The following is a 13,776-nucleotide window of genomic DNA, read 5'->3' on the forward strand; positions in this document are numbered from 1 at the left end:
CCTCCTAAAATTAATGCATACCTAATGATCTAGGTGCGATTTTTTGGTATCCTGGCTTTTCAATCACGTTAATATAAGACATTTGGTGCCCTGGGAACCCCTTCATTTTCCAGCCTTCCATATTTCTGTTCCCACCATATAAAGGATCAGAATATGCACCTTCTAATGTTGCTGAACGAAGTAAATTAAAGAAGAAGCTTGCAGTAACACCTTGCATTTTAACTTCATCTTTTTGAAAAGCAGTAAGGATTACATCGCGTTCTTGATCTGAAATATCTGTAAAGCTTTTTTTATACCGTTTTTCAGCCTCAGTATCTAGTTTTTCAATCCCTTGTCTGAAGATTTCTGCACGGGTTAGACGAGACTGGTAACCTTGTGTAGGTAGACCTGAAGCAAAAGGTCCTAGCATATATTCCTTTGAATTGCTTCCGTATTGCCCTGCTAATTGACGGTCGATAAAATATGGTACACCTAAATCAATTGCACCTGGTCCTAAATCGTCTTTTGGAAAAATACGTTCAGTTGCAGTAGCAATAATGTTAAAGTCTTTATCTGTAGTAAAGAACATTTTGCCTTCACTGGTTTGAGCTGTTTTGTTCGTTGTATTATTCGTAGTGGTATTTGGTAATTTTGTTGGCATGGCTGTTTTGTTGGTGTTATAGCCAATCAAACCACCTATTAAACCTCCACCGATTAATGTTCCTGTAGCAATACCGGTTGTTTTCAGGAAGTCACGTCTTGAAATATCTTTATTGTCTTTATTGCTCATCATTAGAACCCTCCCTTTATAATAGAAATTATCATTTCTACTCATTTAAATTTGAAAAATCTTACTCTTGAGCATAAGTATTTCCCGATTCGACATTATTCTAATCTTGCCTATTCATAAAAGTTTTAAAAAACTTCACATTCTTTTTTGTGATAGGGATTCACAGTAGATATGAGTATATATTGGACGCAAATTGTGCATTCAACACAAAAAGGATTGGCAACTAGTAATTGCCAATCCTTTTATTCTATACATTACTATTTTCTGTTTAGAGACTGTGTATGCCCTAGTTTCTAAGATCAAAATGTTAGTTTGAGCATTATTGTAAGACCGTTTGCTTGGTTTCATTTCCTAAGAATAGAATTGCAAAGATACCAATTAATATTGCGCCACAGAAAATAGCAAAAATCCATCCAATTGAAACTCCATTTGCCATTAATGTTCCAACTAGTAATGGTCCAAAAATTCCTCCCAGTCGACCAACGGAAGCTGCCATTCCTACTCCAGTACCTCTTATGACTGTAGGATATTGTTCAGGTGTATATGCATAAAGTGCACCCCATGCTCCTAAGTTAAAGAATGATAATAACATTCCAGAAACAATTAGGATCCATGTTACATCTGTTAAACCAAATATAAGTGCGCTAATTGCCGTACCTAATAAATAGGTAGCTAACACAAATTTCCGTCCTGCCTTTTCAATCAGCCAAGCCGCAGTGAAGTACCCCGGTAATTGAGCTAACGTCATTAATAGCACATATTCAAAACTTTTGATTAAACTAAATCCTTTCAAAACCATTACACTTGGTAACCATAAAAACATTCCGTAGTAAGAAAATACAACTGTGAACCAAACAATCCATAACATAAATGTTGGTTTGATATAAGTTTTTGACCAAACATCTTTAAGATTTTGTAATACACTTCGTGTTGGATTCTTTTTTGCAGTAAACTGTTGTGAATCTGGTAAATGTAATCGTAAGTATACTGCGTAAATTGCCGGAATAGCCGTTAATAATAACGCTACACGCCAACCGTATTGTGGAATCACAAAGTATGAAATAAGCGCCGCTAATAACCAGCCTACAGCCCAGAAGCTCTCTAACAATACAACAACTCTTCCTCTTTCATTGGCTGCTACATTTTCAGAAACTAATGTAGAAGCAACCGGTAGTTCACCACCAAGACCCATTCCGATGAAAAATCGTAATACGATGAAAATCGTTAAAGTAGAAGCAAAAGCTGACAATCCACTCGCTAATGAAAAAATAACTAATGTCCAAATAAAAACAGATTTTCGACCAATTCGGTCTGCAAAAATACCAAATACAAAGGCACCTACGGCCATACCAATTGAATTCACACTACCGATCCATCCCATCTGCGTAGTTGTTAAATTCCAATCCTTTGCAAGTGCAGCAATAACAAATGATAGAATCCCAACATCAAGTGCATCGAATAGCCAGCCGATACCTGCTACACCTAGTAATTTATTACGTGAAACCGATTGTACATTTACTGCTTGTCTCATAATTAACACGCCTCCATGTGTCTTTACACTTGTAAACTAGATTGTAAATATAACTATACACAGAAATATATTTTGTGACAAGGTATAAAATAAATTCAAATAGTTTCGAAAATTTATATAGAAGCTATTGAAAACAAGACCTAAAATGCGTTAAAATGTCTCTTATAGAAAAACAATTGTATTTTTAGAATGAACATAAAAATATTTATAAAAAGGAGAATGTTACATATGTGGAAGGGCCTTTTAGATCACTATAAAGAATTATTACCCGTAACAGACAAAACACCTGCTTTAACATTACATGAAGGTAATACACCTCTTATTCATTTAGATACATTATCAAAAGAGCTAGGAATTGATTTGCATGTGAAATTCGAAGGATTAAATCCAACTGGCTCTTTTAAAGACCGTGGAATGGTAATGGCTGTAGCAAAGGCAATCGAGGAAGGTAGTAAATGTGTCATTTGCGCTTCAACTGGTAACACTTCTGCCGCTGCTGCCGCATATGCTGCTCGCGCAGGTATTCAAGCAATTATCGTAATTCCAAAAGGAAAAGTAGCCGCTGGTAAACTTGCTCAAGCTTACATGTACGGTGCGAAAATCATTGAAATCGACGGTAACTTTGACGAAGCATTACAAGTTGTCCGTGATATTAGTGAAACAACTGCCGTTACATTGGTTAACTCTGTAAACCCATATCGATTAGAAGGACAAAAAACGGCTGCATTTGAAGTTTGCGATCAGTTAGGTGATGCACCTGATATTCTAGCAATTCCAGTTGGTAATGCCGGTAACATTAGCGCTTACTGGAAAGGTTTTAAAGAATACCATGAGAAAAAAGGAACAAAATTACCAAAAATGTTTGGCTTTGAAGCTGAAGGTGCCGCTGCAATCGTTCAAGGTGCACCAATCGCACACCCCGAAACAATTGCAACTGCTATTCGCATTGGCAACCCAGCAAGTTGGAAACTAGCAGAAGCTGCTCGTGATGAATCAGAAGGAAAAATCGGTTCGGTTACGGATGAAGAGATTTTAAATGCATATCGCCAAATTGCATCTAAAGAAGGCGTTTTTGCTGAACCAGGATCAGCTGCTTCAGTTGCAGGAGTCTTCCAATCGGTTGCAAATGGTTCTATTCCAAAAGGTAGTCGAGTAGTAGCCGTATTAACAGGTAATGGTTTAAAAGATCCAGATACAGCCGTTAAAGCTTCCGTTGTTGACATGGTTTCATTACCAAATGACGAAGAAGAAATTCGCAAATATATTGAGGGATTAGTATGAGTAAAAAATGGTCAATTTCTGTCCCTGGTAGTACAGCAAACCTCGGACCAGGATTCGATTCAATAGGATTAGCTCTAGGACTATATCTTAATTTAGATGTTACAATCATTGACCGATGGGAATTTAAGCATCATTCAGTTCACCTTCCAGAAAAATTCACAGTAGAAGATCATTTAATTTATAAAGTAGCAAATGAAACTGCAGAACGCTATAACGTTAGCTTGCCTCCTTGTAAAGTTGATATGTGGAGTGAATTACCTTTAGCTCGTGGACTTGGTAGTAGCGCTTCTGCAATTGTTGCTGGCATTGAAATTACAAATCAAGTATGCGACTTAAACCTAACGATTGATGAACGTTGTCGTTTAGCTTCTAAAATAGAAGGACACCCAGATAATGCATCCGCTTCCGTATGCGGTGGTCTAACAATTGGCGCCACATTACCAAATGGACAACTTGAATTAATTAACGTACAAGATATTGACGCAGCATTTGCTGTTTTTATTCCAAATGTAAAATTGAAAACAGAAGAAGCTCGTAAAGTGTTACCTGCAAATTATGATAAAGCTTATGCAGTTCATGCGAGTGCAAACGCTAATATGCTAACTGCTGCGTTAATATTAAAAGATTACAATCGTGCAGGTGAATTTATGGAACATGATTTGTTCCACGAGCCTTTCCGCGCAAATTTAATTCCAAACTACCATGAAATTCGACAAATAGCTAAAGACGCGGGAGCTTATGGAACTGCTATTAGTGGTGCTGGCCCTACTCTCATCTCACTTATTTCTAAAGACCGTGTAGAAAGCTTTGTTGCAAGGATGAAGTCTTTATTCCCAAGCTATGATATTAAAGCTGTACACGTCGATACAAAGGGTGTACAAGTAACAACCTCAGAACTTGTTGAATAATTTATCTACCGAGTGCCATCATAAAATGGTGCTCGTTTTTTTCTATCTAGAAGGAAGCTCACAAACATTTTATTTGACATTCCGCCCAGTTGTAACTATGATAGTTACAAACAGGTGGTGAGCCCATGGTAAACAGTCGGTTCTCTGTCGCTATTCATATACTTTCATTAATTGCTTCATCAAAAGATACACATACATTAACATCTGATTTTATTGCAAGTAGTGTCAATACAAATCCAGTTGTTATTCGTCGTATTAGTAGCCAGTTGAAAAAAGCTGGTTTAATCGCTTCACATGCAGGTGTATCTGGTTATGAGCTAATTGTATCTCCTAGGGACATAACCTTATTAGATATCTATCGTGCTGTACAAGCACCCGAAGATTTATTTGCCATTCATGACAAACCAAATCCTAATTGTGCAGTTGGTAAACAAATACAATCAACATTAGATGATGTATTCTGTTCCGTACAGCAAGCAATGGAAAGTAAATTAGAAGAAGAGACATTACAAGACGTTTTAGATCATCTCTTTCCATAAGGGACGATCTATTTTCTCGCCCAACCTGTAACTAAATTTGTTACATTTAACAAACACCCATTTTAGGAGGAATTTATAATGAAAATTGGAATTATCGGCGCAACAGGTAAAGCAGGAAGTAAAATTTTATCAGAAGCTGTTTCTCGTGGTCATGAAGTGACAGCAATTGTTCGTAACGCAGCAAAATTACAAGATCAATCAGTAGCAGTATTAGAAAAAGATGTATTCGACTTAACAACTTCAGATATTAATGCATTCGATGTTGTGGTAAATGCTTTTGGAGCACCAATAGGACAAGAAACACTTCATGTGGAAGCTGGTCGCCACCTAATCGATATATTCAAAGATGCAAAAGATACAAAATTATTTGTAGTTGGTGGCGCAGGAAGTCTATTCGTAGATCCTGAAAAAACTGTACGTGTCGTTGAAACACCTGATTTCCCTGATATGTTTAAAGCAACTGCATCTAACCAAGCTCAAAACTTAGCAGATATACAAGCATCTTCAATTACTTGGACATTCTTAAGCCCATCAGCATTCTTCGATCCAGAAGGTTCACGTACTGGCAAATATATTGAAGGACAAGATCACTTATTAGTTAACGAACAAGGTGAAAGCTATGTATCATATGCTGACTTCGCAATCGCAGTACTAGATGAAATTGAAAATCCTAAACATGTAAATGAACGCTTTACAGTGGCATCAAACAAATAAATATATGTTAAACAAAAAGGATACTACATTGGTGAAATAAATAACTGATGTAGTACCCTTTCTTATTCATTTTTTCTTTATGCCAACAAAACTAAACTAATAGCCATCACAATCATTCCTAATACAACGCCATAAATAGATGAATGTGCTTCATCGTATTTTCGTGCAGCTGGTAATAATTCATCCAATGAAATAAAGACCATAATTCCGGCAACTCCAGCGAAAATCATCCCGAACATAACATCATTCAAAAATGGCATTAAAATTAGATATGCTACAAAAGCTCCAACAGGTTCTGCTAAACCTGATAAAAATGATAGCTTAAATGCCCTCTTGCGATTACCTGTTGCAAAGAAAATCGGTACAGATACAGCAATCCCTTCTGGAATATTATGAATAGCTACAGCAATAGCAATAGCTAAACCAAGATTTGGATCATTTAAAGCTGAAACAAATGTCGCAATGCCCTCTGGAAAATTGTGAATACCAATTGCTAATGCTGTAAAGATGCCCATTTTCATCAGCTTTGCATAGTCATCATTTGATGGCCCCTTTTGCAAATCTTCTACCATCTTCACTTCATGAGGATTTCCTTGCTTCGGAATAAGTTTATCAATCAATGCAATTAGCAGCATCCCACTGAAGAACCCTATAACTGTTAACAAATAACCTTGTCTAGCACCTAATTCATTTACAAGTGCAATCTTTGCCTTTACGAAAATTTCAACGAGTGATACATAAATCATTACACCTGCTGAAAACCCCAGTGCAAATGATAAAAACTTCGTATTGGTCCTCGATGTAAAGAATGCAATTAAGCTTCCTACACCTGTTGCTAATCCAGCGAATAAAGTTAACCCCAATGCATATAAAACACTTCCATCCATACGCATACCTCTCTTTTTATTTGAACATTTTGTTCATTGTATGCGTATCCTATGGGCACCATTATTTCATAAAGGAAAATTCCCTTTTCGAGAAAAAGTCTACTTCCCTCTAAATTCCCCAACGACAAAATCCTGAAATGTTTGAGCTGCATGAGACATGTATCTTTTCTTCATATAGCCGATTCCTAATTTACGTCGACATATTGGCTCACTAACACGAATTGTTGATAAATGATACTCATTTAATCCCCTTATATTCGGAAGTAAAGCGACACCTAACCCTGCTTCAACAAACCCTGCAAGTGTATGGAATTCTTCTCCTTCAAAAACTACCTCTGGAGAAATATTCGCAAGTTCTAATAATTGATCATTAATTTGCCGAAGAGAATTTCCTTCTTTTAATGAAACAAATGGATCATCACCTATTTCTGATAAGTGAATTTGATCACGATCTGCTAATCTATGGTCTTTTGGTACAATGACAAATAATTCTTCACTCCAAAGTTCAACCCATTCGAATGAAATATCTGTTTCGACATACGGTACCAAACAAAGATCAAACTCCCCTGCCTCTAATTGTTGAAGTAAATGTAAGGAATTGTTTTGTGTGAATTCAAATTGTACGTTTGGATATTTTCTGCGAAACATGCGTACCAAACGAGGAATAAGTTGCATTCCAACTGTATGCGTAAAGCCAACCGTTATCACCCCATAATCTGGTGTGATTATATCTGTAATCTCTTGTTTAACATCCTCATACATTTTATTAATCGGCATTGTTCTTTTTAAAAATAACTCACCAAAACGATTTAATTTGATGGAACGCCCTTTTCGATCAAATAATGGGACGCCTACTTCCTCTTCTAACTGCGCGATTGATTTACTAAGTGCTGGTTGAGAGATATTCAATTTTTCAGCAGCATGTGTCATGTGCTCTATTCTTGCTACGGTTTGAAAATACTTTAATTGCTGTAAATCCATCATTACCCCCTAATAACCAAATCGAATTAAATTGATGAAAATAATAAATTGTACTTATCAATAGAATGATTCTATAATAAACCGTAACAAAAAAATGACAATTCAATTTACTATTTGCCATTATTTTATGGAGTGATATTTTCAATGGATGATTATATAAAGAAAGGAACAATGGATTTTCGTAAAGCAAACTTAGCATTGTTTGCGGGTGCTTTTAGTACATTTGCGAATTTATATATGACCCAACCAGTGTTACCAACACTATCAAAGGTTTTTCATATTTCACCGACTACTGCTAGTCTATCCTTGTCTTTAACAACTATTTCTTTAGCTATTAGTATGCTAATCGTTGGATCTCTATCTGAAGCTTGGGGTCGTAAACCAATTATGACTTTTTCAATGATAGCTGTAGCAATTTTAACGTTATTGATTGCCTTCGTACCAAGCTATCATATGTTACTTGTTTTGCGAGTAATTCAAGGAATTGTCTTTGCAGGACTTCCTGCAATTGCAATGGCCTATCTTGGGGAGGAAATTGAACCTTCCAGTTTAGGTGCTGCAATGGGACTTTATATTAGTGGGAACTCTATTGGCGGTCTTGCTGGACGTATTATTATGGGGACAGTTAGTGATTACTTTAACTGGCGAATTGGTATGGTGACAATCGGTATCATCAGTTTACTTGTAGCTATCGCCTTTTACTTTTTACTACCTGCATCAAAGCATTTTAAACCTGAAAAGCTAGCCTTTAAACCCTTATTCAAATCTATGGTGATGCATCTTAAAGATTCTGCATTACTAAGTCTATTTGGGATTGGTTTTTTACTTATGGGTTCATTTGTAACAATGTATAACTATATCGGATTCCAACTATTAGAACCTCCTTATTCTTTAAGTCAAACAATTGTTGGTTGGATATTCTTAATCTACTTAGTTGGTACATTTAGTTCTGCATGGATGGGTGGGTTGGCCGATCATCATGGTCGTTATAAAATCTTATTAAGTGGCATCGGTTTAATGTTTGGAGGTGCAGCCCTTTCTTTAGTAGGCAACCTATTGATTAAGGTTCTCGGTATTGCCCTTTTCACCTTTGGATTCTTTGGCGGACATGCAATTGCTAGCGGTTGGATCGGCAGACGAGCAACTCATGATAAAGCACAAGCCTCTTCACTTTACTTATTCTTCTACTATGCAGGATCAAGTATTGGTGGTACGACTGGTGGAATATTCTGGTCTTATTTCGGTTGGGGCGGTGTTATTAGTATCATCTTAATATTCCTGTTAATAGCAGCTATTTTAGCGTTTATTATTCAGAAAATCACAACGAAAAAGGTAGCAACACAAGTATAAGAAAAGGCACTAAATGAATAATCAGTGCCTTTTCTTTATACCTATCATTTATGTCTCTCTACAGTTTTTTTCCGGCGTTCGTACCAAATGATACTCAAAATGAACCATGTATAACCAATCGCCCACCCTGCAATAACATCTGATGCAAAATGACGGCTCCCTGCAATTCGAGATAATCCTATTAGAGCAGCCATAATTATCGCAAATGACCATAGGAGTATTTTCTTTTTCTCCGATGCTTCGTGTTCAGTTGCAAAATAAGCTATTGTAAATAGATAAAGAATACCTACCATCGCATGACCAGAAGGAAAACTAAAACTCTTCAATTGATGCGGAATAACTGGACGAGATCTATGAACCCATTCCTTCAATATATGATTTAATACATTTCCTCCAGCAATCGTTAAAAGTGCTAACGTCATACCTCGATAATTGTGGTTTCGAATCCATAACCAAACTAATAGTAGAACAGCTACTATCATAATAAACTTTGTTTTTCCAAAGTAATGGAAGAATTCAATGAAAGAATTACCTTTCAAAAGAGTTGCAGCACTTGTATCTAAACTAGTTACCCAAGCACTATTTAAACTGATATAGAAAAGAAAAAAGATACTAGCAGTGACAATTGCTAAGAAGCAGAAAAATTTCGTCATCAAGCTCCCCCTCTTCTAAAATATTCTTTTCTTCTTACTATCCCTTTTTATCATTCTATGAAATAATACAAAAAATATCATTTCATTTTTCCAACAAGCAAAACACCTAGCAGGAATTTGCTAGGTGTTTTTGTATTTTATAAAATTTATAGAGCTGCCTCTACTTCCTTAGCCATTTCAGTTACAGACTGTAATCCGCCACCTGATAAGTACCAAACTTCTGGGTTAAGATAAATCATCTTGCCAGCTTTATAAGCATTTGTTTTCTTTACGATATCATTTTCAATATCCTTTTTCGCAGATGCTCCTTCAGTAACAACAGAATCACGGTCTACTACGAAGATGATGTCTGGATTCTTTTCTAAAACATATTCATAAGATACGTTTTGTCCATGTGTCGAAACTTCAATGCCTTTATCAACAGCTTTAAAACCAAATACATCGTGAATAACTCCGAAGCGTGATGCAGGACCATAAGCACTGATTTTCCCTTCAGAACCTAAGATGATTAAAGCTTTTTTGTCTAAGTTTTTTGTTTCAGCTTGTACTTTTGCGATTGTATCATCAACTTTTGCTAATTCATCTTTTACTTGATCTTCTTTTCCAAAGATTTGACCAGCTAGTTCTGTATTCTTTTTAAATGAATCCATGTATTTTGAAGTGTCTAAACCTACATAAACTGTTGGGGCAATTTTACTTAGCTCTTCATATAGACTTGCTTGGCGACCAGAGATAAAAATAACATCCGGAGCAATTGTTGCAAGCTTTTCAAAATCAGGTTCTTTTAAGCCACCAACATTTTCATAATCTGAACTTGCGTATTTTTTAAGATATTTTGGGATAGTATCTTGTGGGACACCTGCAACTTTAACACCTAGCGTATCAAGTGTATCTAGAAAACCCATATCAAAAACTACGACTTTTTTAGGATTTTTGGGTACTTTTACTTCGTCTTTTATAGCATCAGACGAGCCATCTTCATTTTGAATACCAAAATCATTTGTTACTGTAATTGTTTCTTCTTTTGAACCACCATTTGAATCCTCTTTACTTGATTCTTTAGAGCCACATGCCCCTAATACAAGAAGCATGGCGAATACTAATGTGAATAACGACCACTTTTTCATTTTTTTATCTCCTTTATTATGAATTAAAATATACGCAGATACGGCAACTATTCATCTCTTGAATAGGAATATCCATATCATATATTTCCTTTAATGATTCAGAGTTAATAATTTCATTGGTTGGGCCATCTTTGATGACCTTTCCATCTTTTAATGCAACGATGTAGTCCGAATAAACAGATGCAAAATTGATATCATGCAAGACAATAACAACCGTTTTGTCTAGTTCATCCACAAGCTTACGTAAGATTTTCATAATCTGAACAGAATGCTTCATATCTAAGTTATTTAATGGTTCATCCAGCAATATATATTCGGTATCTTGAGCGATTACCATCGCAATAAATGCTCGTTGGCGTTGACCACCTGATAACTCGTCTAAATAATCATGCTGAATAACCTCTAAATTCATATAGTGAATAGCTTCATCGACTTTCTGATTATCTTCATCTGTTAAATGCCCCTGTGAATATGGAAACCGCCCAAAAGAAACAAGTTCACGAATTGTTAAGCGTACATTCATGAAGTTGGATTGTTTTAAAATCGATACGCGTTTTGCAAAGTCATTGGATTTTACTTTCTTCACATCTTTTTGATCAAGTAACACTTCACCCGTGTCTGCATCTAACAAGCGACTTACCATCGATAATAATGTAGATTTACCGGCACCATTTGGACCGATAAATGAAGTAATTTTTCCACGTTTGATATCGACGCTTACTTTATCGACGACGACTTTCTTCCCAAAGAATTTGGATATTTCTTTTACCTGAATCATGCAGATCGACTCTCCCTTAATAATAAGTAAATAAAGTAGATACCACCGATGAAATTGACGATAACACTTAAGGTTGTTGAAAAAGTAAATACACGTTCAACAATCCATTGACCACCGATTAATGCCACTAGACTTATAAGAGCTGCACCCGTAATGAGCACCGAATGCTTGTATGTTTGGAAAAATTGATAAGACAAGTTTGCTACGATTAATCCAAAGAATGTAATCGGTCCAACTAATGCTGTTGATACTGCGATTAACACTGCAGATATGATAAGCATGCGTTTTACTACCTTATCGTACGGAACGCCTAAGTTAATGGCTGTTTCACGACCAAGTGATAGGACATCTAATTGATTTATCATACGCCAACCAATTACCATTACAATGACGACGATTACTAATGCAAACCATACTAAATCGCCATTCACATTATTAAAACTTGCGAACATCTTATCTTGCACTCGAGCAAACTCATTTGGATCAATTAACACTTGCATGAAAGTTGTAACACTTCCTAAAAAAGTCCCAACAATAATGCCAACTAAAAGTAAAAAGTAAATCGGACGGCCACCTGAGCGAAATAGAAACTGATAGAGCAATAAAGCAAAGCCAATCATTACAACTACAGAAATAATGAAATTCACTTGTGTATCCATAATCGCCACATGGCTAGATCCGAGGAAGAAGATGATGACTGTTTGCAATAACAAATACAACGAATCTAATCCCATAATGCTGGGGGTTAAAATGCGATTATGTGTGATTGTTTGGAAAATAACAGTTGAATAGGCAATGGAAACACCGGTTAACACCATCGCAATCACTTTAATTGCACGGCGAGGCAATATGTAATCATAATTACCATTCAACCCTTGAAATAGATATAAGCCACAAAACATAGCAGCAAGAACCGCTAGTATAATCATTTTCATTCTGTTACGCATATGCTCTCCCCCTAAACAACAAGAATAGGAAGACCGCACTGCCGATAACGCCTACCATTAAGCTAATCGAAATCTCATATGGATAAATCAACACACGTCCTAAAATATCACAAATCAATAGGAAGATTGCTCCTAGCAATGCAGTATGCGGTAAAGTCTTTTGTAAATGATCTCCTTTAAAAATGGAAACAATGTTCGGGATGATCAAACCTAAAAATGGAATCATGCCTACTGTGAGCACAACAGTAGTAGTCACTAAAGCTACGAGGATTAAACCAAAATTGACGATACGCTTATAGGCTAGCCCTAAGTTCTTTGCAAAATCTTCCCCCATCCCCGCAACTGTAAAACGATTTGCATAGAAATAGGCAATGATTAATACTGGAACACTAATATAGAGCAATTCATAGCGACCTTTCATAATCATTGAAAAATCCCCCTGCAACCAAGTCGAAATATTCTGGATAACGTTCGACTTATAGGCGAAGAAAGTTGTAATAGAAGATAAAATATTTCCAAACATTAACCCAACTAGCGGAATAAAGATTGCGTCCTTAAATTTAATACGGTCCAAAATTTGCATAAATAATAGTGTGCCGACTAATGCAAATACAAATGATACAGCCATTTTTTCCAACATCGAAGCGTTAGCAAATAACAGCATCGATACAAGAATTCCTAAACGAGTGGCATCTAATGTTCCAGCCGTTGTAGGTGACACGAACTTATTGCGGCTTAAGCTTTGCATGATTAAGCCCGCAATGCTCATACCAAACCCTGCTAAGATAATCGCGATTAACCTAGGTACACGACTAATAAGGAAGATTTGTGTTTTCTCTGAATGAATATTGAGTAAATCCTTTGGTGATATATCCGTTACCCCTACGAAGAGAGATACGATTGATAAGACAACCAGCGCTAAAAATAAATATCGTTTCTTCATAACAATCCCCGACTTTTTTCCATTTTGTAAGTTAATAAAATGAAAATGAAAATCATTATCATTTAACTCACAATATTTATTATATCATCTTGATAATCATTTTCAACGATTAATTGAAAATGATTATCAAGTAAAAGGAGAATTAATGAAAAATGCCTATAATTACTCATTTTTTTGCGTTCCCCTATTCTCATTTAGCCTTTTTTAAATAGACGCTGTTAAATATGATTGTTACTATTTGTAAAGAAATCTATATTGTGCTGGCACTGCGAATACGAAATCAACAGGATCTATTAACACAGTCTTTGAAATAAAAAAGACCCGTCCTACAAAATCGGCATAACCGACTTTGATAGGACAGGTCCTGT

General features: G+C 36.0%; 14 protein-coding genes. 5 read left to right on the forward strand and 9 right to left on the reverse strand.

What is annotated here, in order from left to right:
- Positions 1-10 precede the first annotated feature (10 nt).
- Together Q8X41_RS11150 and Q8X41_RS11155 are read right to left on the reverse strand one after the other, a co-directional pair.
- On the reverse strand, positions 11-769 hold the full coding sequence (locus Q8X41_RS11150; RefSeq protein ID WP_397540252.1) for a gluconate 2-dehydrogenase subunit 3 family protein: 759 nt from the start codon (positions 767-769) through the stop codon (positions 11-13).
- Between the two features lie 319 nt (positions 770-1,088).
- Positions 1,089-2,300 carry an MFS transporter gene (locus Q8X41_RS11155; protein WP_397536415.1) on the reverse strand — a complete coding sequence of 404 codons (1,212 nt, stop codon included), beginning with the start codon at positions 2,298-2,300 and terminating at the stop codon, positions 1,089-1,091.
- A 228-nt stretch (positions 2,301-2,528) separates the two neighbouring features.
- Here Q8X41_RS11155 and thrC point away from each other — a divergent pair, with 228 nt between their 5' ends.
- The 4 genes from thrC (at position 2,529) to Q8X41_RS11175 (ending at position 5,742) form a co-directional block, all read left to right on the forward strand.
- Positions 2,529-3,581 carry a threonine synthase gene (thrC, locus tag Q8X41_RS11160; RefSeq protein ID WP_397536416.1) on the forward strand — a complete coding sequence of 351 codons (1,053 nt, stop codon included), beginning with the start codon at positions 2,529-2,531 and terminating at the stop codon, positions 3,579-3,581.
- The gene (gene thrB / locus Q8X41_RS11165; protein ID WP_397536417.1) at positions 3,578-4,489 is read left to right on the forward strand and encodes a homoserine kinase; all 912 of its coding nucleotides are present in this window, start codon (positions 3,578-3,580) and stop codon (positions 4,487-4,489) included. The genes thrC and thrB overlap by 4 nt, the downstream gene beginning before the upstream one ends.
- A gap of 125 nt (positions 4,490-4,614) precedes the next feature.
- Positions 4,615-5,028, forward strand: coding sequence for an Rrf2 family transcriptional regulator (locus Q8X41_RS11170; RefSeq protein WP_397536418.1), 414 nt, complete (start codon positions 4,615-4,617; stop codon positions 5,026-5,028).
- 78 nt (positions 5,029-5,106) lie between these two features.
- Positions 5,107-5,742 (forward strand): NAD(P)-dependent oxidoreductase, encoded by a 636-nt coding sequence (locus Q8X41_RS11175; RefSeq protein ID WP_397536419.1) that lies wholly within the window; start codon positions 5,107-5,109, stop codon positions 5,740-5,742.
- Between the two features lie 77 nt (positions 5,743-5,819).
- Here Q8X41_RS11175 and zupT read toward each other — a convergent pair whose 3' ends face one another.
- Together zupT and Q8X41_RS11185 are read right to left on the reverse strand one after the other, a co-directional pair.
- Complete coding sequence (gene zupT / locus Q8X41_RS11180) at positions 5,820-6,629, reverse strand: zinc transporter ZupT (RefSeq protein ID WP_397536420.1); 810 nt, start codon at positions 6,627-6,629, stop codon at positions 5,820-5,822.
- A 99-nt stretch (positions 6,630-6,728) separates the two neighbouring features.
- Positions 6,729-7,610, reverse strand: coding sequence for a LysR family transcriptional regulator (locus tag Q8X41_RS11185; RefSeq protein WP_397536421.1), 882 nt, complete (start codon positions 7,608-7,610; stop codon positions 6,729-6,731).
- A gap of 144 nt (positions 7,611-7,754) precedes the next feature.
- Between Q8X41_RS11185 and Q8X41_RS11190 the strand changes: the two genes are divergently transcribed.
- Positions 7,755-8,960 (forward strand): MFS transporter, encoded by a 1,206-nt coding sequence (locus Q8X41_RS11190; protein ID WP_397536422.1) that lies wholly within the window; start codon positions 7,755-7,757, stop codon positions 8,958-8,960.
- 44 nt (positions 8,961-9,004) lie between these two features.
- On the opposite strand, the gene Q8X41_RS11195 is transcribed toward Q8X41_RS11190, so the two are convergent.
- The 5 genes from Q8X41_RS11195 to Q8X41_RS11215 form a co-directional block, all read right to left on the reverse strand.
- The gene (locus Q8X41_RS11195; RefSeq protein ID WP_397536423.1) at positions 9,005-9,613 is read right to left on the reverse strand and encodes a phosphatase PAP2 family protein; all 609 of its coding nucleotides are present in this window, start codon (positions 9,611-9,613) and stop codon (positions 9,005-9,007) included.
- 146 nt (positions 9,614-9,759) lie between these two features.
- The gene (locus Q8X41_RS11200) at positions 9,760-10,740 is read right to left on the reverse strand and encodes a siderophore ABC transporter substrate-binding protein (RefSeq protein WP_397536424.1); all 981 of its coding nucleotides are present in this window, start codon (positions 10,738-10,740) and stop codon (positions 9,760-9,762) included.
- A 16-nt stretch (positions 10,741-10,756) separates the two neighbouring features.
- Positions 10,757-11,518 carry an ABC transporter ATP-binding protein gene (locus Q8X41_RS11205; RefSeq protein WP_397536425.1) on the reverse strand — a complete coding sequence of 254 codons (762 nt, stop codon included), beginning with the start codon at positions 11,516-11,518 and terminating at the stop codon, positions 10,757-10,759.
- On the reverse strand, positions 11,515-12,465 hold the full coding sequence (locus Q8X41_RS11210; RefSeq protein WP_397536426.1) for an iron chelate uptake ABC transporter family permease subunit: 951 nt from the start codon (positions 12,463-12,465) through the stop codon (positions 11,515-11,517). The genes Q8X41_RS11205 and Q8X41_RS11210 overlap by 4 nt, the downstream gene beginning before the upstream one ends.
- On the reverse strand, positions 12,458-13,408 hold the full coding sequence (locus tag Q8X41_RS11215) for an ABC transporter permease (RefSeq protein ID WP_397536427.1): 951 nt from the start codon (positions 13,406-13,408) through the stop codon (positions 12,458-12,460). Before Q8X41_RS11215 ends, Q8X41_RS11210 begins: the two co-directional genes overlap by 8 nt.
- Between the last annotated feature and the right edge of the window lie 368 nt (positions 13,409-13,776).

This window comes from Rummeliibacillus pycnus (genome assembly GCF_044359855.1).
Taxonomy (GTDB): Bacteria; Bacillota; Bacilli; order Bacillales_A; family Planococcaceae; genus Rummeliibacillus; species Rummeliibacillus pycnus_A.